Source organism: Curtobacterium sp. SGAir0471, from assembly GCF_005490985.1.
Classification (GTDB): Bacteria; Actinomycetota; Actinomycetes; order Actinomycetales; family Microbacteriaceae; genus Curtobacterium.
The window spans coordinates 783882-804216 of the sequence record NZ_CP027869.1; the positions used below are offsets into that span (position 1 = coordinate 783882).

At 72.7% G+C, this 20335-nt stretch carries 18 protein-coding genes and 1 tRNA gene; 14 read left to right on the forward strand and 5 right to left on the reverse strand.

The window, feature by feature from the left end:
• The first annotated feature begins 61 nt into the window (after positions 1–61).
• The 4 genes from C1N91_RS03655 (at position 62) to C1N91_RS03670 (ending at position 3717) form a co-directional block, all read left to right on the forward strand.
• Positions 62–610 carry a DUF501 domain-containing protein gene (locus C1N91_RS03655; RefSeq protein ID WP_126890965.1) on the forward strand — a complete coding sequence of 183 codons (549 nt, stop codon included), beginning with the start codon at positions 62–64 and terminating at the stop codon, positions 608–610.
• A 47-nt stretch (positions 611–657) separates the two neighbouring features.
• The gene (locus tag C1N91_RS03660) at positions 658–2133 is read left to right on the forward strand and encodes an NAD(P)/FAD-dependent oxidoreductase (protein WP_058728086.1); all 1476 of its coding nucleotides are present in this window, start codon (positions 658–660) and stop codon (positions 2131–2133) included.
• A gap of 79 nt (positions 2134–2212) precedes the next feature.
• A tRNA-Leu gene (locus C1N91_RS03665) sits at positions 2213–2286 on the forward strand.
• 102 nt (positions 2287–2388) lie between these two features.
• A complete protein-coding gene (locus C1N91_RS03670; RefSeq protein WP_137766641.1) occupies positions 2389–3717 on the forward strand; it encodes a threonine/serine exporter family protein in 1329 nt (442 codons plus the stop codon).
• A 342-nt stretch (positions 3718–4059) separates the two neighbouring features.
• On the opposite strand, the gene C1N91_RS03675 is transcribed toward C1N91_RS03670, so the two are convergent.
• The gene (locus C1N91_RS03675) at positions 4060–5952 is read right to left on the reverse strand and encodes an Ig-like domain-containing protein (protein WP_137766642.1); all 1893 of its coding nucleotides are present in this window, start codon (positions 5950–5952) and stop codon (positions 4060–4062) included.
• Between the two features lie 755 nt (positions 5953–6707).
• On the opposite strand from C1N91_RS03675, the gene C1N91_RS03680 reads away from it, so the two are divergent.
• Both C1N91_RS03680 and C1N91_RS03685 read left to right on the forward strand, forming a co-directional pair.
• A complete protein-coding gene (locus C1N91_RS03680; protein ID WP_137766643.1) occupies positions 6708–7289 on the forward strand; it encodes a LemA family protein in 582 nt (193 codons plus the stop codon).
• A gap of 23 nt (positions 7290–7312) precedes the next feature.
• Positions 7313–8212, forward strand: coding sequence for a M48 family metallopeptidase (locus C1N91_RS03685; protein ID WP_137766644.1), 900 nt, complete (start codon positions 7313–7315; stop codon positions 8210–8212).
• A 291-nt stretch (positions 8213–8503) separates the two neighbouring features.
• Here the strand turns inward: C1N91_RS03685 and C1N91_RS03690 are convergent, their stop codons facing one another.
• Positions 8504–9772, reverse strand: a complete 1269-nt coding sequence (locus C1N91_RS03690) for a winged helix-turn-helix domain-containing protein (protein ID WP_137766645.1) — start codon at positions 9770–9772, stop codon at positions 8504–8506.
• 93 nt (positions 9773–9865) lie between these two features.
• Here C1N91_RS03690 and C1N91_RS03695 point away from each other — a divergent pair, with 93 nt between their 5' ends.
• The 3 genes from C1N91_RS03695 to C1N91_RS03705 all read left to right on the forward strand — a co-directional run bounded on the left by C1N91_RS03695 (position 9866) and on the right by C1N91_RS03705 (position 13067).
• On the forward strand, positions 9866–11104 hold the full coding sequence (locus C1N91_RS03695) for an AI-2E family transporter (RefSeq protein WP_137766646.1): 1239 nt from the start codon (positions 9866–9868) through the stop codon (positions 11102–11104).
• Between the two features lie 65 nt (positions 11105–11169).
• A complete protein-coding gene (gene ilvA / locus C1N91_RS03700) occupies positions 11170–12429 on the forward strand; it encodes a threonine ammonia-lyase (RefSeq protein WP_137766647.1) in 1260 nt (419 codons plus the stop codon).
• 146 nt (positions 12430–12575) lie between these two features.
• Positions 12576–13067 carry a hypothetical protein gene (locus C1N91_RS03705; RefSeq protein WP_137766648.1) on the forward strand — a complete coding sequence of 164 codons (492 nt, stop codon included), beginning with the start codon at positions 12576–12578 and terminating at the stop codon, positions 13065–13067.
• A gap of 158 nt (positions 13068–13225) precedes the next feature.
• On the opposite strand, the gene greA is transcribed toward C1N91_RS03705, so the two are convergent.
• The gene (gene greA / locus C1N91_RS03710; protein WP_137766649.1) at positions 13226–13714 is read right to left on the reverse strand and encodes a transcription elongation factor GreA; all 489 of its coding nucleotides are present in this window, start codon (positions 13712–13714) and stop codon (positions 13226–13228) included.
• Between the two features lie 67 nt (positions 13715–13781).
• Positions 13782–14441 carry a DUF4307 domain-containing protein gene (locus tag C1N91_RS17100; protein ID WP_368074215.1) on the reverse strand — a complete coding sequence of 220 codons (660 nt, stop codon included), beginning with the start codon at positions 14439–14441 and terminating at the stop codon, positions 13782–13784.
• On the opposite strand from C1N91_RS17100, the gene mca reads away from it, so the two are divergent.
• Both mca and C1N91_RS03725 read left to right on the forward strand, forming a co-directional pair.
• Positions 14349–15239 carry a mycothiol conjugate amidase Mca gene (gene mca / locus C1N91_RS03720; RefSeq protein WP_137766651.1) on the forward strand — a complete coding sequence of 297 codons (891 nt, stop codon included), beginning with the start codon at positions 14349–14351 and terminating at the stop codon, positions 15237–15239. The two genes, C1N91_RS17100 and mca, sit on opposite strands and share 93 nt — an antisense overlap.
• Positions 15236–15526, forward strand: a complete 291-nt coding sequence (locus C1N91_RS03725) for a hypothetical protein (RefSeq protein ID WP_137766652.1) — start codon at positions 15236–15238, stop codon at positions 15524–15526. Before mca ends, C1N91_RS03725 begins: the two co-directional genes overlap by 4 nt.
• A 132-nt stretch (positions 15527–15658) precedes the next feature.
• Here C1N91_RS03725 and trhA read toward each other — a convergent pair whose 3' ends face one another.
• Positions 15659–16357 (reverse strand): PAQR family membrane homeostasis protein TrhA, encoded by a 699-nt coding sequence (trhA, locus tag C1N91_RS03730; protein WP_137766653.1) that lies wholly within the window; start codon positions 16355–16357, stop codon positions 15659–15661.
• A gap of 86 nt (positions 16358–16443) precedes the next feature.
• Between trhA and C1N91_RS03735 the strand changes: the two genes are divergently transcribed.
• From C1N91_RS03735 to C1N91_RS03745, 3 genes are all read left to right on the forward strand, one after another.
• A complete protein-coding gene (locus C1N91_RS03735) occupies positions 16444–17229 on the forward strand; it encodes an isoprenyl transferase (RefSeq protein ID WP_175415901.1) in 786 nt (261 codons plus the stop codon).
• Between the two features lie 143 nt (positions 17230–17372).
• Positions 17373–18482 (forward strand): aminotransferase class V-fold PLP-dependent enzyme, encoded by a 1110-nt coding sequence (locus C1N91_RS03740; protein WP_137766654.1) that lies wholly within the window; start codon positions 17373–17375, stop codon positions 18480–18482.
• A gap of 376 nt (positions 18483–18858) precedes the next feature.
• Positions 18859–20220, forward strand: coding sequence for a PhoH family protein (locus C1N91_RS03745; protein ID WP_175415902.1), 1362 nt, complete (start codon positions 18859–18861; stop codon positions 20218–20220).
• The last annotated feature ends 115 nt before the right edge of the window (positions 20221–20335 follow it).

The following is a 20335-nucleotide window of genomic DNA, read 5'->3' on the forward strand; positions in this document are numbered from 1 at the left end:
CGAGCGGCTCCGCCGTCACGGAGTAGGACGGCGAGCGGGTCTCGGGTAGGCTCACGTGCCCGTGACGACCCCTCCCTTCGACCCGCCGTCCGACCGCGACATCCAGGTCGTCTCGGCGCAGCTCGGGCGACCGGCCCGCGACGTCGTCGGGATCGCGGCACGGTGCGTGTGCGGCAACCCCACCGTCGTGTCGACGAAGCCCCGACTCGCGAACGGCACCCCGTTCCCGACGTTCTACTACCTGTGCCACCCCGCCGCCACCGCGGCCGTGAGCACGCTCGAGGCGAACCACGTCATGCCCGAGCTCGCCGCCCTGCTCGAGGACGAGACCGTCGCGGCGCAGTACCGCGCGGCCCACGAGTCCTACCTGGCGGACCGCGAGTCGATCGAGCACGTCGACGAGATCGACGGCATCAGCGCCGGTGGCATGCCCACCCGCGTGAAGTGCCTGCACGCCCTCGTCGGCCACGCCCTCGCTGCCGGACCCGGCGTCAACCCCATCGGCGACCTCGCGCTCGAGCGCGTGGACTGGTCGCCCTCCCGGTGTGAGTGCCGGGCGTATGATGGCATCGCAGACGCTGGAGTCGGGGCGGGTGGCGGCGAAGTCTGACCAGCCTCCCGGCAAGCAACCACCCCACTCCAAGGAGATCATCCCCCGTGCCCAAGATCCTCGTCGTCGGCGGCGGCTACGCCGGTTTCTACACCGCCTGGAAGCTCGAGAAGCACCTGCGTCAGGGTGAAGCCGAGGTCACCATGGTGGACCCGCTCCCGTACATGACGTACCAGCCGTTCCTGCCCGAGGTCGCGGCCGGTTCGATCGAGCCGCGTCACGCGATCGTGTCGCACCGTCGCCACCTGAAGAAGACGCGCGTCGTCACGGCGAAGGTCACGAAGGTCGACCACGCCACGAAGACCGCGACGATCACCCCGGCCGAGGGCGAGGCGTGGGAGGAGTCCTACGACCAGATCGTGATGACCGCCGGTGCCGTCTCGCGCACCTTCCCGATCCCGGGTGTCGCGGACGAGGCCATCGGCCTGAAGACCATCGAGGAGGCCGCGGCGATCCGCGACAAGATCCTCACGAACTTCCACAAGGCGGCGAACCTGCCGGCCGGTCCCGAGCGTGACCGCCTGCTCACCGTCGTCGTGGTCGGTGGTGGCTTCGCCGGCATCGAGGTCTTCGCCGAGCTCCGCTCCTTCGCGTCCGACCTGCTGAAGAGCTTCCCGCAGCTGTCCTTCGACGACACGCACTTCCACCTGGTCGAGGCGATGGGCCGCATCATGCCCGAGGTGTCGCTCGAGACCTCGCACTGGGTGCTCGAGAACCTGGCGTCCCGCGGAGCCACGGTGCACCTCGAGACCCAGCTCGCCTCGGCCGAGGGCGGCGTCTGCCAGCTCAAGGCCAAGGACGAGTCGATCCAGACGATCGAGTCCGACCTCATCATCTGGACCGCCGGCGTCATGGCGAACCCGATGGTCAAGGGGACCGACTTCCCGCTCGAGCAGCGCGGTCGCATCCGTGTGCAGCCCGACCTCCGCGTGGTCGACGACAACGGCGTGATCGCCGACGCGTGGGCCTGCGGTGACGTCGCGGCGGTCCCTGACCTGACCGGCGGCGGTGTCGGCGGCTTCTGCGTGCCGAACGCCCAGCACGCCGTTCGCCAGGCGAAGCAGCTCGCGAAGAACCTGGTCGCGGTGATCCGCGGCGAGGCGACGAACGACTACAAGCACGAGAACCTCGGCGCCGTCGCGGGCCTCGGTCTCGGCACCGGTGTGTTCCAGTCCGGCAAGTTCGCCATGAAGGGCTTCCTGGCCTGGGGTGCGCACCGTGGCTACCACGGCCTCGCGATGCCGTCGTGGGAGCGCAAGTGGCGCGTCATCGGCGACTGGGTGGGCGGCTTCTTCCTGGGCCGTGACATCGCGTCGCTCGACGACCGCGAGACCCCGCGTGCCGCGTTCGAGGCCTTCGCGTCGCGTCCGAAGCCCGCTGCTGCCGAGGAGCCGAAGGCCGTCGCTGCCCCGGCTCCGGAGGAGGGCAAGCCCGCCGACGCCGCCGGCCCGGCGTACGCCACCCCGGCGGAGGACGTCTCGAAGGACGCTGCGCCGGTCGCAGCTCCGGCCGACGCCAAGTAGCACCGGCACCAGACGACCGACGGCCGTCGCCCCCGCGTGGGGCGGCGGCCGTCGTCGCGTCGGTAGGCTGTTGCGGCCCGCCCCCGTGGCCCAATCGGTAGAGGCATGCGACTTAAAATCGCCGAGTTGTGGGTTCGAGTCCCACCGGGGGTACGACGGCGGCGTGGTCGTTCTCCCAGAGCGGCAGTGTTCGCCCGACAGTCGGGGCGAACTGTCGCTTTCGCGGAGCCCTCGCGTGGCCCCTACGATCGTCCCGTGGTCGGACTCGGAAGCGCCCTCGCGAACCTGCGCAACGCACTCAACCGACCCGAGGCGCACGTCGAGGTCGTCGACGGCGAGACGGTCCCCACCGGCATGCTCCTCGGCACCCTCGGTGCGCTGCTGCTCGACGCCGGCAGCTCCGTGACCGACGTCCGCTCCGCACTCGAGAAGGCCCGCGACGCCGCCGGGGTCGGCCCGACGCTCGCCGTGGGGGTCCTGCCCGCGCTCGTCATGGTCAGCGAGGTCGCCACCGGCGCCGCCACGATCGTGAACGCCGAGGGCGTCGAGCTCTCCTCCCGCCAGGCAGCACGCGCGAACCGACTGGTGCTCGGCCTGGAGCGCGGGTCGATCGCCCTCGCCGAGATCCCCGCCCGCGTGCGCGCCATCCGTGCGGGCACCGTCCCGCCGCCCGCGCTGCCCTGGATCGCCGGCAACGCCCTGACCTCGGTCGGGCTGGCGGTCGTGTTCCGCTGCCCGTGGTGGGCGATCGTGCTCGCGCTCGTCGTCGGCGCCCTGGTCGGCGTGCTCAGCCTGGTGCTCCGTCGCTTCCGCGAGGCCGTCGCGATCATCCCCTTCCTCGCCGCCTTCATGTCGACGAGCGTCGTCGGCATCGTCGCCGCCGGCACCGGCTTCGACCACGTGCCGCTGTTCGCCGTGTGCGCACCCGTGGCGGTGTTCGTGCCCGGTGCGCTCATCACCAACGCGCTGCTCGAGCTCACCGCGGCCGACATCGTGACCGGTGCCTCGCGGCTGGTGCAGGGGCTCATCACGCTCGGCTTCATGGCCGCGGGCATCGCCGCGGGCAGCGCGCTGACCGGGCTGCGCGTGGACCCGTCGTCCGCCGCGCTCGTCGGCGAGGTCGCCGGCGTCGGCACCCTCCGCGGCGGTTGGGAGGCCGTGCCCTCCTACTGGGTGTCCTGGGTCGCGGTGGTCGGGCTGGCGGTCGGACTCGGGCTGGTGTTCCGCTCCGGCTGGCGGCTCACGCTCGTGTCCGTCGCCGTCATGACGAGCGCCTACGCGGTCGTCAGCGGCACCACGCCCGTCTGGGGGAGCGTCGTCGCCACGGGCGCTGCGGCCGCACTGCTGTTCGTCGCGACGCGCCTGCTCGAACGCCTCGTGCCGGTGATCCCGGCGACGGTGTCGTTCTTCCCCGCGTTCCTGCTCCTGGTGCCGGGCACCGTGGGGCTCGTCGCGGTCACCACCTTCGACCCGGTCGCGCTCGGCACGCCGCTCGCGACCTTCGTCAGCCTCTGCATCGGGACGAAGATCGGTGGGCTGCTGCCCGGGCTGTTCCGGCGGAACGCTCCGCACCACATCGCCTGACGCGGGTCGTCGGTCGGCGGGCGGGAGGCGAGCGGCGGTAGGTCGTGCGCGTCGCCTCCGGCACGTGCGGGCCTGGAGGGGCGTGGCGGCCGTGCGCCGCGCCCCCTGTCCGGCACGTGTGGGCCTGGAGGGGCGTGGCGGCCGTGCGCCGCGCCCCCTGTCCGGCACGTGTGGGCCTGGAGGGGCGTGGCGGCCGTGCGCCGCGCCTCCTGTCCGGCACAGGCGGGCCTGGAGGGGCGTGGCGGCCGTGCACCGCGCCTCCCGCCCGGCGGATGCGTGCCGGTGGTGCGTGGCGGTCGAGCCCGGTGCCTCCCGTCCGGCCGACGGCGGGACCGTGGCCCGTCAGCGCTGCGGCGCGGCGGCGCGCGACCGGCGAACCCAGACCCAGCAGCAGGCGACTGCGAGGGCCGTGAGCCCGGCGGCGACCGCGGTCTCCGTCGGCGAGGGGACGGCGGGGGCGGGTGCGCCCGTGGTGAGTGCCGCGAGCGCGACCGCGCCGGCCGTGAGGGCGACCCAACGGGCGCGTGCCCCGGTGACGAGCGCCGGGCCCGCCGACCCGGGGAACGGCAGCAGGGTGACCACGAGCGCGCCGACCGCCCCGACGCACAGCGTGGTGGCGAACTCGGCCGTGAGCGTCGTCCAGAACCCCGAGCCGCCGACGAGCGAGTGCAGCACCCAGCCGGTGGCGGCGACCGCGAGCAGCGCGACCGAGCGGGCGGTGGCGCTCCGCACCCCGCGGGCGACGCTCGACCCGAGACGCAGGGCGGCGGTGTCGGCGCCCGGTCGTCCGACGGGCACGAGGACTGCGCCGACGACCAGGGCGGGGGAGAGGTCGGTGACCCGGGTCAGGGCGCAGCCCAGGACGGCGGCGAGCACGAGCCAGGGCGAGACGCGGAAGCCGACGGCGGTGCGGTCACGGCCGGCGGCCCAGCGGGTGGCCAGGACGACGGCCGCGGTCGTGACGGCAGAACCGGCCAGCACCCCGAGGGCGAGGCGGACGTACCGGGCCTCGAGCGAGATGCCGACACCGAGGAGCGTCGTCACGACGACGATGCCCACGCCGAGTGCGGCGGCGGCCCAGGTCGGCAGGGTCTCGTCGCCGAGCCGTCGGTCACGCCGCGAGCGGTTGCGGCCGAGCAGGGCGGTGAACGGGTTGCGGAGGCGACCGCGGACGGCGGCACCGGCCACCGCGAGCGGGACGGCGACGAGCACGAGGAACCCGGCTGCCACCCCCGTCGCGAGCAGCACGGTGCCCCACGAGAACGACGCCTGGACGGTGCGGACACCGCGGTCGTAGGCCGTGCCGGCGGTCCAGTCGCCGGCGGGGCCCGACCAGTCGGGCACGCCGCTCGGGGTGCTGCCCGCGCCGCCCTCCGCCGCGCCGGTCGTCCCACCGCCCGTGCCGGTGCCCGTCGGGTCGCTGCCCGTCGTGCCGGTGCCGCCACCGGCCGTCGCCCCCGGTGTCCCGTCGGGCGAGCCCGGTGCGGCGGACGACGACGTCGGTCCGATCGTCGGGCCGGACGCGCCCGCGCTCGAGCCGTCGGTGGGTGTCGAGCCGGACAGTGCCACCCGGACGCCGGTCGACGACGCTGAGGAGTTGCCCGCGGCGTCCTGCTGCATCGCGCTCAGGGTCCGGGTCCCGGCGGCTGCGGTCGTGCCGGTCGTCGTGCACGACCACCGGCCGTCGGCGCCCACGTCGGTCCGGCACACCGGTGACCGGTCGAGGTACACCGTCAGGACCGCACCGGCCTCACCGGTGCCGCGCACCGTGAACGGCTGGGAGCGGACGCGCTCGTCGGCGCCCGGCGCGGTGACGACGGGCGCTGCCGGGGCGGTCCGGTCGACGACGATCGTGCGCGGGGACGACGGGGCGCTCCGCAGGTCGGAGCGGAAGCCGTTGCCGGTGCTCGCGATCTGGGACGCGGAGACCGTCGCGCGGCCGTCCCGGGTGCTGCCGGGGAGCGCGACGGTCCAGTGGCCGCTGGCGTCCACCCGCGCGGTCCGGTCGGCCGGCGTACCGGAGACGGACACGGCGACGGTCGCGCCGGGCAGGCCGGTACCGGACACGGGCCCCGACGTCGGGTGGTCGGTGGTGACGACCGGGGGGACCACGACGTCGGACGCCGGCGCGCGGGAGGACCCGAGCGCGGTGTCCGTCTCGTCGACCACCGTGAAGACCTGCTGCGGACCCGAGTGGACGGTGGCGATGCACGCCCACGACCCGTCGGTGGCCACGGTCGCGGTACAGCCGGTCGCGCCGGTGACCGCGGGTCCGGCGACGCGCACGCGGTGCCCGGGGGTGCCGCTGCCGTGGAGCCGGACGGTCGCGGTCGTGACGTCGCCCGGGTCGGCGATGGTCGGACGGACGGCGGGGCGATCGGTCGGCGTCGGCGAGGGGGAACCGGTGTCGGGTGGCAGGGTGCCGAACTGGGGAAGGGCGTCGGGGAGGCGGTCCGGGAAGCGTCGTCGTCCGGCTGCGGTTGCGGCTCGGTCTCGGTGCTCGTGGTACTCGTGCTCGGGGCGTCGACGGTGCGCTGGGATGCAGCCGCGGTGGTCGTGGTCGTCGTGGAGGTCGCTGTCGCGGAGGCGGGCGGCGCACCGAGCAGGACCCCGCCGGCCGTCATCGCGATCGCCAGGGCCGCGGTCAGCAGCCCGGCGTGGAACCGGGGTCGACCGACAGGACCGCCGTCGCCGACGGTCCCCTGCTGCACGTTGTCCCCGAGCGTGTCCACCGGCTCCATCAGACGTGAAGATCGGGCGTGGGTCAATCCGCCACCCGGATGATGTGTCCCACGACGTGTACCCGAGAGGGTCCGGGGACAGCGGTCGCCGGACGGCGGGTGTACGCCACTCGGGAATCACCCGTGAACCGCACTGCGCGAACGGGTCGTCCTGGTGCGCCTCGGTACACTCGTGGACGGTCGTCCCACGGCCACGCACCGGTCGCAGTCCCACCGCGCCGGACCCGACGCGCAAAGGAGTACGCCCAGATGGACACCGGACTCGTCACGACGCTGATCGTCGTCGGAGTGGTGGTGGTCCTGCTCGTCGTGATCGGGATCTACCTCTGGGTGACCTACAACTCGCTCGTCACGCTGAAGCTGCGCGTGGACGAGGCATGGAGCGACATCACGGTGCAGTTGAAGCGCCGCGCGGACCTCATCCCCACCATCGTCGACACGGTGAAGGGGTACGCCGCGCACGAGAAGTCCGTGTTCGAGTCGGTGACGCGTGCCCGGGCCGAGACGCTCGGTGCCGGTGACGCCTCGAGCGCCTCGGTGGCCGAGGGACACATGCAGAAGGCCCTGAAGAGCGTGTTCGCCGTCGCCGAGGGCTACCCGCAGCTGCAGTCGAGCCAGAACTTCCTGCAGCTGCAGTCCGAGCTCGTCGACACCGAGGACAAGATCCAGGCCGCACGGCGCTTCTACAACGGCGGCGTGCGCGAGCTGAACACGAAGATCCGCGTCTTCCCCAACTCGACGTTCGCGAAGAGCAAGGGGTTCACCGAGGCGTCGTTCTTCGAGACGGCAGAGCCCGCGGCGATCGCCGAACCGCCGCGCGTCCAGTTCTGACCGCGACCGGGGCGGCCTGACCCGTGTACAGCGCCATCGCGCGGAACAAGCGCAACACCGTCGTCATCGTCCTGGTCTTCCTGCTCGTCGTCGGGGCGCTCGGGTTCCTGGGCGGGTACCTCGCGGGCAACGTCTCGATCGGGGTGATCGTCCTCGTCGTCGCCCTCGGGTACGCGCTGCTCCAGTACTTCCTGGCCGGGCGTCAGGCGACGGCGATCGCGGGCGGCATCGAGGTCGACCGCACCACGGAGCCGCGGCTCTGGCGGACCGTCGAGAACCTGGCGATCACGAACGGCATGCCGATGCCCCGGGTGTTCGTCATCGAGGACCCCGCGCCCAACGCCTTCGCCACCGGCCGTGACCCGGAGCACGCCATCGTCGCGGCGACGACCGGGCTGCTGGCGATCATGGACGACAGCGAACTGCAGGGCGTCATGGCCCACGAACTCGGACACGTCAAGAACTACGACATCCGCGTCTCGACGATCGTGTTCGGCCTGGTGGTCGCGGTCGGGTTCCTGGCGGACGTGCTCCTGCGCATCTCGATCTTCAGCGGGTTGAGCGGTCGCGGACGGAACAACGACAACGGCGGCGGCGGCAACCCGATCCTGATCATCGCCGGGATCGTGGCGGTGCTCATCGCGCCGATCGCCGCCGCAGCGGTGCAGGCGGCGGTCTCCCGGCAGCGCGAGTACCTCGCGGACGCCACGGGTGCGATGACGACGCGGTACCCCGAGGGACTCGCCCGTGCGCTCGAGAAGCTCCAGGCGTACGGCCGACCGACCCGCACGCAGAACTCGTCGATGGCGCACCTGTGGATCGCCGACCCGATGCGACCCGGCGTGATGGACCGGCTGTTCTCGACGCACCCACCGCTGCCCGACCGGGTCGCGCGACTCCGGGGGAGCCTGGACCGGTTCTGACGGACGGGCGTCGAGACGCCGGCGTCGGTGGGTGACGGCCTCACGCTGTCCAGAAGCCGGCGTCCGGATGGGCGGTCTCGTCGCGTCGAGACGCCGGCGTCGGTGCGGGACGGCCTCGTCGCGGCGAGACGCCCCCGGAAGTCGCGGCGTCTCACGCGGATCGCGGCGTCTCGCCTGCGTCGCGGCGCTTCGCGAGCACGGCGTGCCAGCGCGACCACCGGGCCGGACAGAGCCGGGCAGGGCCGGACCGGACCTGCGCGGCGGAGGTGCACCGTGCCTCCCGGCCGGACCTCAGGCGACCGCGTCGTCGCCCGGAGCCGCCTCGGCCGCATCGGCGTCGTCCGCCGCCACGTGCGGGACGAGCGCGACCCCGAGTGCTGCCGCGACCGCGGTGGCCGCGGTGCCACGGTCGGTGACCTCGACACCGTCGAGTCCCTGCCACGCCGCCGCCCGCCGCAGCGTCTCGGCGAGGCGCTCCGCGTCCAGGCGCTCGCCCGGCTCCTGCCACGCGGTCCGCACCCGGAGCACGCCCCGCTGCCGGTCGCTCTTCAGGTCGACGCGTCCGGTCAGGCGGTCGTCCTGCAGGACGGGCAGCACGTAGTAGCCGAACACCCGCTTCGGCGCCGGCGTGTAGATCTCGATCCGGTAGTGGAAGTCGTACATGCGCTCAGCGCGGCGACGGAACCACACGACCGGGTCGAACGGGCTGAGCACCGCGTCGGCCGTGACGTGCCGCGGGACCCGGGCGTCGACGTGCATCCACGCGCGGTCCCGCCACCCCTCCACCCGGACCGACGCGAGCTCGCCGCGCTCCTCGAGCTCCGCGATCGCGGCGGTCGTGTCGTCCGCGCGCAGACGGAAGTAGTCGGCGAGGTCCGCCCGGGTCCCGACACCGGACGCGCGTGCGGCGCGCCGGACCAGCTCGGTGACGGCGGTGTGCCGGTCCGGAGCGCCCTCGAGCGTGCCCGGCGGCAGCACCTGGTCGGGCAGGGCGTACACGCGCTCGAACCCGGCGCGGCCGGCGCTGACGACCTCGCCCCAGCGGAACATCTGCTCGAGCCCCGCCTTCACGTCGCTCCAGCCCCACCACGGGCCGCGGCGGACGTTCGCCTCGTGCTCGACGGCGCTCGCGGGCAGGGGGCCCTCGGCGGCGAGCAGGGCGCGGAGCTCCCGGCGGACGCCCGCGGTGCGTTCGACCCCCGCGATCCGGTTCGGTCGGGCATCGCGGTCGCGGTACGCGTCCATGCGCCAGCGGAAGAGGGGGAGGTCGGCGCGCGCCAGGAACGCGGCCTCGTGTGCCCAGTACTCGGCGTACGGGCCGGTGCGCCGCATCGTGAGTCGGTCCAGCGCGGCCTTGTCGTAGGAGCCGAGGCGGGCGAAGAGCGGCAGGTAGTGACTCCGCTCGAAGACGTTCACCGAGTCGATCTGCAGGAGCCCGAGCCGGCCGATCGTGCTCGTCAGCGTGCGGGTGCCGACCACGTCACGGGCGGGAGCGCCGAAGCCCTGCGCCGCCAGGGTGACGCGGCGGGCCTCGGCGGCGGAGAGCGTGGACCTGACCATGGCACGACGCTACCGATCCGCGCCGACACCCACGTCGGACGGACGTATGCCGCATCTGGAACACGCTCCGGTACCCGTCGGTACACTCGCCGCATGGCCTGGGGAAAGAAGACGCATCCGGATCCCGTCGTCGAGCAGGTCGTGCCGACGGGCATGCGGATCGCAGGCGCCTGGTCGTGGCGCGTGCTCGTCGTCATCGGCGTCGTCGCGGTCTTCATCTACCTCGTCACGCTCTTCAGCGAGGTGCTCATCCCGTTCCTCATCGGGATCGTCGTGGCAGCCCTGCTCGTGCCGCTGTCGAACTGGATGCAGCGCCACCACGTGCCGAAGTGGATCGCCGTCGTGGTCAGCCTGGTCGGTGGGCTCGCGGCCGTCGGCGGGCTCATCTGGCTCGTCATCGACCAGATCGCGGCGGCCTACCCCTCGCTGCGCGACCGGACGCTCGCGCAGTACGACACCATCCGCGACTTCGTGCTGAACTCCGGACTCGGCATCAGCCAGTCCGACCTCAACAACTACCTGAACCAGGCGACCGACTGGCTGTCGAGCAACTCCGGCTCGATCCTGTCCGGCGTCGCGAGCGCGGGCTCGTCGCTGACGCACCTGCTCACCGGGCTCTTCGTGGTCATCTTCACGGTGATCTTCCTGCTCATCGACGGCAAGAACGTCTGGCGCTGGACGGTCCGGCTGTTCCCGAAGAAGGCCCGGCCCGCCATCGACGGTGCCGGGGTCGCCGGGTGGACGACGCTGACGAGCTTCATCCGCGTGCAGATCTTCGTCGCCTTCGTCGACGCCGTGGGCATCGGCATCGGGGCCGCCGCGCTCCAGCTGCCGCTCGTCATCCCGATCGCCGTGTTCGTCTTCCTCGGCGCGTTCATCCCGGTCGTCGGCGCCATCGTGACCGGATTCCTCGCGGTGTTCATCGCGCTCATCTTCAACGGCTGGGTCGCGGCGCTCATCATGCTCGGCGTCATCCTCGTCGTGCAGCAGGTCGAGGGGCACATCCTGCAGCCCCTGGTCATGGGCAGCGCCGTCAAGGTGCACCCGCTCGCCGTCGTGCTCGGCGTCACCGCGGCGTCCGGGCTCGCGGGCATCGCCGGCGCGTTCTTCGCCGTCCCGCTCATCGCGACCGTGAACTCGATGGTCACGACGATCGCCAGCGGCCGGTGGAAGGGGCTCGACTCCGACCACGTGCTCGAGGCGAAGCAGCGCGACCACCACGCGAGCGTCGAGGCCAAGAAGCGCCGCCGCTGGCGGAAGCGCCACCCCGAGGGCGTCCCTGCGCCGGGCAGCGACGAGCAGCCCACCGCGACGAAGGGCACCGCGGGCTGAGCGGGCGCTCACCGCAGGATCGTCACGAGTTCGCCGTCGACGCCCTGACGGACGATGATGGGACCGTGACCGACACCTCCGTGCCCCAGCAGCAGACCGCGGCGTTCCCCTCGCTGGCGGACATCGAGGCCGCGCAGCGGACCATCGCGGGCGTCGCACGCGTCACGCCGATGGAGACCTCCCAGTTCCTGGCGGAGCTGCTCGGCTCGCCGGTGCACCTGAAGTGCGAGAACCTGCAGCGGACGGGCGCCTACAAGGTGCGCGGTGCCTACAACCGTCTGGCCGCGCTCGGCCCCGAGCAGCGTGCGGCCGGCGTCGTCGCCGCGAGCGCCGGCAACCACGCGCAGGGTGTGGCACTCGCGGCCCGCGAACTCGGCATCCCGGCCACGATCTTCACGCCGGTGGGGGTCGCGCTGCCGAAGCTCCAGGCGACGCGGCACTACGGCGCCGAGGTGGTCCTGCGCGGCCACTCGGTGGAAGAGGCCCTGAGCGCCGCCAAGGACTTCGCCGCCCGCACCGGAGCGGTGTTCATCCCGCCCTTCGACCACCCGGACGTCATCGCCGGCCAGGGAACGCTCGGGCTGGAGATCATCGACCAGGTGCCCGACGTCGACACCGTCGTCGTGCCGATCGGCGGCGGCGGGGTCATCTCCGGCATCGCCCTTGCGGTGAAGGGGATGGCCGAGCGCCTGGGCCGTCCGATCCGGGTGATCGGCGTGCAGGCGGAGAACGCCGCGGCCTACCCGTCGTCGATCACCGCCGGCGAGCCGGTCACGATCACGACGAAGCCGACGATCTCGGACGGCATCGCGGTGGCCCGACCCGGCGACCTCAACTTCCCGATCATCCGCGACCTGGTCGACGACATCGTCACCGTGTCGGACGACGACACCGCCCGCGCGCTGCTCGTCCTGCTCGAGCGGGCGAAGCTCGTCGTCGAGGCGGCCGGCGCCGTGGGTGTCGCGGCGATCATGTCCGGCGCCGTCCGTGACACCGGCCGCACGGTCGTGCTGCTGAGCGGCGGCAACATCGATCCGCTCATGATGGAGCGCATCATCACCCGCGGTCTCGTCGCCGCGTCGCGCTACATCGGCATCCGGATCATGCTGCCGGATCGCCCGGGTCAGCTCGCCCGTGTCGCGCAGGTCATCTCGGATGCCGGCGCCAACGTCGTCGAGGTGCTGCACACCCGGCACGGGCAGGGTCTGGTGATCAACGAGGTCGCCCTGGACCTGTCGATCGAGGCCCGCGGCCCCGAGCACGCACAGGAGGTCATCCAGCGCCTCCACGAGGTCGGCTTCCGTCCGGAGCTGCTCGAGAACTGACCCGACGGCCCCGGTCGCTGCCGTTCAGCGTGCTGCGACGACGGTCGCCCGCGTGGGTGTCAGGGGCCCGCACGGGAGGGCCGCGCGCGCGTCAGGGTCGCGTGAGCGACACCGCGGACGGCCTGGAGGCGCGTGATGCTCCCGTCATGACCCTCACGTCGATCCTGCCCTCGCTCCGTGCCTCGCTGCCCGATCCGCTCGACCCGACCGTCTGGCCGGCGCGCACCGAGGCGACCGTCGACGACGTCCGCGTGTGCGCCGTCTCGATGCAGCGCCTGGCTGCGGTGGCCGGGACCCCGTGCGTGCACACCGCGGAGCAGGCACCGCCGCGGTACCGTCCGCGCGACTGGCACCCCGCCGACGTCTGCGTCACCGTGGCGACCGTCACCCGTGTGCGGCGACCGTGGGGCGTGGTCTTCGTCGAGCTCGACGCGGCGGTGCCCGACTGCGCCGTGCTCACCGAGGTGCGCCTGATCGGCCGGCGCAGCGTCGCTCCCGTGGCCGAGGTGACGGTCGCGACGAACACGACCGGGACGGCTGGGCACGAGGTGCTGCTGCCGGGGGACGTCCGGGTCGGGGACCTCGTGTGCTTCCCGTGCGTCCGGCCGCTCGCGCACCGCGACGTCGTCCCGCGCTGACGCTGCCCGGGGTCGGGCGTCCGGGCGCCGCTCGGCCCGACGCAGCGCGACCCGCAGTCGAACCAGGAAACCGACGTGGAACCAGGCTCGGTGCCTGGTTCCACGTCGGCTTCGTGGTTCGATGCAGCGCACAGCCCGGCGGCGCAGCGCGGCCGCGCCTACGGCTGGTAGCGCTCGACCTTCGTCACCTTGACGCTGATCTCCTTGCCGTTCGGCGCCGTGTAGGTCGTCTCCTCGCCCTCGCGCAGCCCGAGGATCGCGGCGCCGACCGGGCTGACCGGGCTGTACACGGTCAGGTCGGACCCCTCGGCCACGATCTCGCGGTTGCCCACGAGGAAGGTCGACTCGTCGCCGGCGATGACCGCCGTCACGACGGTGCCCGGCTCGACGGTGCCGTCGAAGTCCGCCTCGCCCACGGTGGCGTGCTTGAGCAGCTCGGTGAGCTGGCGGATGCGGGCCTCGATCTTGCCCTGCTCGTCCTTCGCGGCGTGGTAGCCGCCGTTCTCCTTGAGGTCACCCTCTTCACGCGCCGCCTCGATGCGGTCCGCGATCTCCTTGCGGGCCGGGCCCGACAGCTGCTCGAGCTCGGCCGTGAGACGGTCGTGAGCCTCCTGGGTCAGCCAGGTGGTCTGCGTGTCGTTGCTCATCGGTCTCCCTTTCGACAAAGGACGAGACCGGCCGGTGTGGCCGGTCTCGTCCGCGAATCAGTCGAGTCTAGGGAACCCAGCAGTCGTGGATCAAGCCGGTCACGCCGCGGGTCGTGGTGTTCACCGAGGTCGAGATCGAGCGGGTGCGCTGATCGGATGCCGGCAGCGTGACCTCCTTCCACCCGACGATCGAGTACGACCTGTCGAGCACCTGCACGGCGCAGCGGACCTCGGTGCCCGGGTCGGCCGAGACCTGCGAGTGCACGACCGTCTGGTGGTCCGAGACGACGGTGTAGCCGAGCTCGGTGTTGTCGAGGCCGTGCGACTCCTGGTCGAGCCCGGCCCAGACCACCCACGCGACGAAGACCAGCACGACGGCGATCGCGGCGACGATGCCGACCAGCCTGCTGCGGCGCCGGCGGTCCGGCGTGCGCCCGTACCGGTCGTCCAGCGACGCGACCGTGCCCGGGGCAGCGGTCGGAGCGGTGACGGTGGGGTGCAGCGGTTCGGACAGTTGGGGGCTCCCGGGGTGATTATCCTGGTCCCAGGGTAGTTCACGCCCCGCTGTGCGCTGCCCCCACGCCCGCGGTCGACGCGTGCGCGCCCCGCTCGACCCGCTCCCGTGAGGATCCTCGTGCCGTTCCGCCTGCTGGCCGTCCACGCCCACCCCGACGACGAGTCGAGCAAGGGCGCCGGGACCTCCGCCCGGTACGTCGCCGAGGGCCACCAGGTGATGGTCGTCTCGTGCACGGGCGGCGAGGCCGGGGACATCCTCAACGACCAGCTCGGCGAGCCCGCGACGAGTCGTGCACACCGCGACATGGCGGGCTACCGCCGGTCCGAGATGGCGGCGGCGCAGGCAGCGCTCGGCATCGAGCACGTGTGGCTCGGCTACCACGACTCCGGACTGCCGGACGCGGAGAAGGGCGAGACGGTCCGACCGGGCACGTTCTCGACCGTCCCGCTGGAGTACTCGACCGAGGCGCTCGTCCGCGTGGTCCGCCGCTTCCGCCCGCACGTGCTCGTCACCTACGACGAGAACGGCGGCTACCCGCACCCCGACCACATCCGCACGCACGAGGTCTCCGTGGCCGCATGGCGCGACGCCGCCGACCCGACGAAGTACCCGGCCGCGGGGGCGCCGTGGGCGGTCAGCAAGCTCTACTACGAGCGGACCATGAACCCCCGCCGCTTCCGCACGATCTACGATGCGCTGCGCGACCGCGACCCGGACAGCCCGGCGATCGAGCAGCTCCGCGAGTGGGTCGAGCGCTTCGCCGACCGACCCGACCTCGCGACGACGCACGTCGACGTCAGCGCGTACTTCGACGCGCGCGACGCCGCCCTGCACGCGCACGCGAGCCAGGTGCCGCCGGACAGCTTCTTCTTCTCCTGGCCGAACGACCTCCTCGCGACGGTGTGGCCCACCGAGGACTACCAGCTCGTCGAGGCACGCGTGCCCAGCGACCTGCCGGAGTCCGACCTGTTCGCGGGGCTCCCTGACGACGAGGACACCACCGCGTGAGCACCATCCTGACGGCCATCGCCGCCGCCCCCAGCCCGAGCCCGACCGTCGTGCCCGACGTCGACGTCACCCCCGGGGTCGCCGGCTTCGTGGCGATCGCGGTCGTCGCGGTCGTGACGATCCTGCTCGTGGTCGACATGACCCGACGCATCCGTCGGACCCGCTACCGCGCGGAGATCCGCCAGCGGCTCGAGTCCGACGCCGGTGGTGCGAGCACCGACGAGCCGATGCGTCGCGCCGATGAGGACGGCCGGACCGACGTGGGCGACGACACCGAACGCGGCTGACGCGCCGACGGCACCGGCGCCGAGACGGGACCAGCAGACGGACGGGAGGCCCGTGGCGAGCGTGCCACGGGCCTCCCGTCCGTCTGCGGTCACCCGGGTCGCCCCCCCTGCCGCGGTCCGCGGCGGCTGCGGTCAGCGCACCGGGTGCAGCGCGACGATGAGCACGCCGACCCACTGCGCGGCGAACGCGACGACGGTCAGGGCGTGGAAGACCTCGTGGAAGCCGAACACGGTCGGGGCGGGGTCGGGGCGCTTGAAGCCGTACACCAGGGCGCCGAGGATGTAGGCCAGTCCGCCGGAGAGCACCAGCACGGTCATCGGCACGCTCGCGGCGAAGAACTGCGGGAGCAGGCCGAGCGCGGCGCACCCGAGCACCAGGTAGATCGGCACGTAGAGCCAGCGCGGGGCGCCGATCCACAGCACGCGGAAGGCGATGCCGAGCGCGGCACCCGACCACATCACCCACAGCACGACGACCATGAGCGTGTGCGGCAGGGCACAGATCGCGATCGGTGTGTAGGTGCCGGCGATGAGCAGCAGGATGTTCGTGTGGTCGATCCGCTTGAGGACCTTCTTGACCGTCGGGCCCCACGGGAAGCGGTGGTAGGTCGCCGAGACCCCGAACAGCAGCAGCGACGACGCCATGAACACGGCGCTGCCGGCCTTCGCCGCCGCGCTGTCGGCGAGGCAGATCAGCACCACGCCCATGGCGATCGCGAACGGGAACGTGCCGAGGTGGATCCACCCGCGCCAGGCCGGGCGCGGCGGCTCGGTGGTGGCGGCTTCCTCGGTGAACGGGACGTGGGGGAGCGTGGCGGTCTCGTCCTGCATGCGGCGACAGTAGGGCCCCTGGCCGAACGGGAGCAGGGAGTGCACGACCCGGCGCGGACCCGGCTGCCGTGCACTACAGTCGTGGCGTGACCGGCAGGGTGGGATGGGCAGGGCGCGGTGTCCTCTACCGCGCCTACCAGCGTCGTATCCGCCGGCAGATCGACGGTCAGGCGATCCCGAAGCACGTCGCCATGATCGTGGACGGCAACCGTCGCTGGGCGAAGCAGCTCGGGCTCGAGTCGGCCGCGCACGGCCACCGCGCGGGCGCCGCGAAGATCCCGGAGTTCCTCGACTGGTGCGACGACCTCGGCATCGACGTCGTCACGCTCTACCTGCTGTCCGCCGACAACCTGACCGGCCGCGGCGGCGAGGAGCTCGAGCAGCTCGTCGGGATCATCGGCGACCTCGCCGGGACGCTCGCCGGGCACCGCGACTGGCGGGTGCAGCACGTCGGCTCCGACGAGGGACTGCCGGCGGGCCTCCTCGGTGCGCTCGCCGACGCGGAGGCCCGGAGTGCGGCCCACACCGGCCTGCACGTCAACCTCGCGGTGGGCTACGGCGGCCGACGGGAGATCGCGGACGCCATGCGCAGCATCGTCCGGGCGCACGGCGAGGGCGGCGGCACGCTCGACACCCTGGCCGAGGTGCTGACGCCCGAACTCATCGGGGACCACCTGTACACCCAGGGCCAGCCGGACCCCGACCTGGTGATCCGGACCTCGGGGGAGCAGCGGCTCTCGGACTTCATGCTGTGGCAGAGCGCGCACAGCGAGTTCTACTTCGTCGAGGCCTTCTACCCGGACCTGCGCGAGGTCGACTTCCTGCGTGCGGTCCGCGACTTCGGTCTGCGGTCGCGGCGCTTCGGCGGCTGATCGTCGCCCGCTCCTGGAGTCTGGCGACTCGAGCGGGGACGCATCGTGGTGCTGCTGCGAGTGCGTCGAGTGGCCCAGGTTCGCCCGCGCGGGGTCGGTCCCAGTAGGCTCACAGGGTTTTCGTCCCACGGAAGGTTGCGCCTGTGAACATCGCCGAGTACGCGGCGGGCTTCGACGAGGAGTCCGGCTACCTCGACCACGCCGCCTTCGGGCCCGTGCAGACCGCCGTGCTCGAGGAGCAGCGTGTCCTCGGCACGATCCAGGAGCGCATGCGCTTCGGCGCGATGGAGACGCTCGACGAGCAGGACGCCCGGGTGCGCACGGTCGCCGCCCGGCTCGTCGGCCGTCGCGAGGACCAGGTCGTCTCGCAGACCGCGACGACCCCCGGACTGCTGCACACCGCGTTCGGCCTGACCGGTGGGGTCCTCGTCGCTGCCGACGAGTACCCGTCCCTGCCGCTCGCACTCGCGAGCGCCGCGTCGGCCACCGGCGGTCGTGTGCAGCCCGTCGTGGTCGAGTCCGGTGCCGGCTGGATGACGCCGTCGCTCGTCCGGGAGCGCCTGACCGACGACGTCACCGCGGTCGCCGTGTCGCTGGTCGACTGGCAGACCGGGTACCTCGCCGACCTCGCCGCGATCCGGGAGGTCATCGGCGACCGCCTGCTCGTCGTCGACGCCATCCAGGGCTTCGGGGTCGTCGACGCCCCGTACGAGGTCGCCGACGTCGTCGCCACCGGCGGGCAGAAGTGGCTCCACGCCGGGTGGGGCACGGGCTTCGTCGCGTTCAGCGACCGGGCACTGGGCCGCCTGCGTCCGGCGCTGTCGGGACCGCACGGCACGACCGGGTGGCCGACCGAGGTGCCTTCGGTGAAGCCGGGTGCCGCGGGCTACCAGATGACGCGCGTCGACCCCGTCGCCCAGGCCCGTATGGCCGTGTCGCTCGAACGCCTCGTCTCCGTCGGGGTCGCGGCCGTGCAGGAGCGGGTCGCCGACCGGGTCGAGCGGGTCCTCGACATCGCCGACGAGTTCGGCCTGTCGGTCGAGTCGAGCCGGGACCCGCGCGAGCGTGCCGGCATCGTCGTGCTGCGTCCGCCGCAGGGCCGGCTCACCGCGCTGTCCGCCGCGCTGCACAACCACGGGGTGACCGCGACGACGCGGCTCGGGGTCGCACGGGTGTCGGTGTTCGCCTCGACCACGGACGCGACGCTCGACATGTTCCGCGACGCCTGCCTGTCCTACGCCACGATGCAGTAGCGCCCGCGCGGCCTGCGTGCCGCTGCCGCACGGTCCGTGCCGCTGCTGCCGCGCACCGTCCGCCGCAGCCTGTCGCTTTCGCGGAATGAACCGAGCGAGCGGGCGGGTCGGAGCGGGAGGCGTGCGACCGAACGTGACACGGGGACGGACGGGAGGCGCGTGGCGGGCCCGCACCGCGCCTCCCGGCCGCCGCGGTGCGCGTTCACGCGACCGTAACCTGCGGAACCGCGTGTCGCGGCACCCCTGTCAGGGGCCGGTCGTAGCTTGGCCCCATCGGGCACAGTGCCCGGTCGAAGCGGCCAGGCAACGGTGCTTCGGGACCGCTCAACGGCCGCGTCGAGGACAGTGACCGGGCCGAGTGCGGCCCGGGGATGGAGTGGTCGTGACCTCTCGTAACGTCTCTCGCGAACCCGCCCAGCGGCCCACCGCGGACTCGTCCACATCGGTCGCCCAACGCACGTACGTGCTCGACACCTCGGTGCTCCTCAGCGATCCGCGGGCCCTGTTCCGCTTCGCCGAGCACGCCGTGGTGCTGCCCGTGGTCGTCGTCAGCGAGCTCGAGTCCAAGCGCAACGACCCGGAGATCGGGTACTTCGCGCGGCAGGCACTCCGGCTGCTCGACGAACTGCGCATCGAGCACGAGCGACTCGACTTCCCCGTCGCACTCGACGACGGCGGGTCGTTCCGCGTCGAGCTGAACCACTCGAACCAGTCCGTCCTGCCGTCCGGGCTGCAGCTCGGCGACAACGACTCGCGCATCCTGGCGGTCGCGTCGAACCTGGCGAACGACGGGCTCGACGTGGTCGTCGTGTCGAAGGACCTGCCCTTGCGGGTGAAGGCGTCGTCGATCGGCATGGCTGCCGAGGAGTACCGTGCCGAGCTCGCCGTCGACTCGGGCTACACGGGCATCACCGACCTGCAGGTGTCCGGCGAGCAGATGAGCGACCTGTACGAGCACGAGGAGATCCGGTCCTCGCGGCTCGACGGCGTCCCCGTCAACACCGGAGTCGTCATCCACTCGGAGCGCGGGTCCGCCCTCGGACGGGTGCACGAGGCCGGTGCGGTGTCGCTCGTCCGCGGCGACCGAGAGGTCTTCGGCCTGCGCGGCCGCTCCGCCGAGCAGCGGCTCGCGATCGACGCCCTGCTCGACCCGGAGATCGGTATCGTGTCCCTCGGCGGCAGCGCCGGCACGGGCAAGTCGGCGCTCGCGCTCTGCGGCGGACTCGAGGCCGTGCTCGAACGGCAGCAGCACAAGAAGATCATGGTGTTCCGGCCGCTCTACGCGGTGGGCGGTCAGGAGCTCGGGTACCTGCCGGGTGACGCCTCCGAGAAGATGAACCCCTGGGCACAGGCCGTGTTCGACACCCTCGGTGCCCTGGTGTCCGACAACGTCCTCGACGAGGTGGTCGAGCGCGGGATGCTCGAGGTCCTGCCGCTGACGCACATCCGCGGACGGTCCCTGCACGACGCGTTCGTGATCGTCGACGAGGCGCAGTCCCTCGAACGGAACGTCCTGCTCACCATGCTGTCGCGCATCGGGCAGAACTCGCGCGTGGTGCTCACGCACGACGTCGCGCAGCGGGACAACCTGCGGGTGGGGCGGCACGACGGGGTCGCCTCGGTGATCGAGCGGCTCAAGGGGCACCCGCTGTTCGCCCACGTGACGCTGACCCGCTCGGAGCGGTCCGCGATCGCGGCGCTCGTGACCGAGCTGCTCGACTCGCCCGACCTCGGGTAGCGCGCGCGGGGGCACGCGTGCGCACGCCGCGTGCTTTCGCGCTGAGCGACAGTTCACGGCCCGTTGGCGGCGTGAAGTGTCGCTCAGCGCGTGAGGACGTCACCGACGACGGACG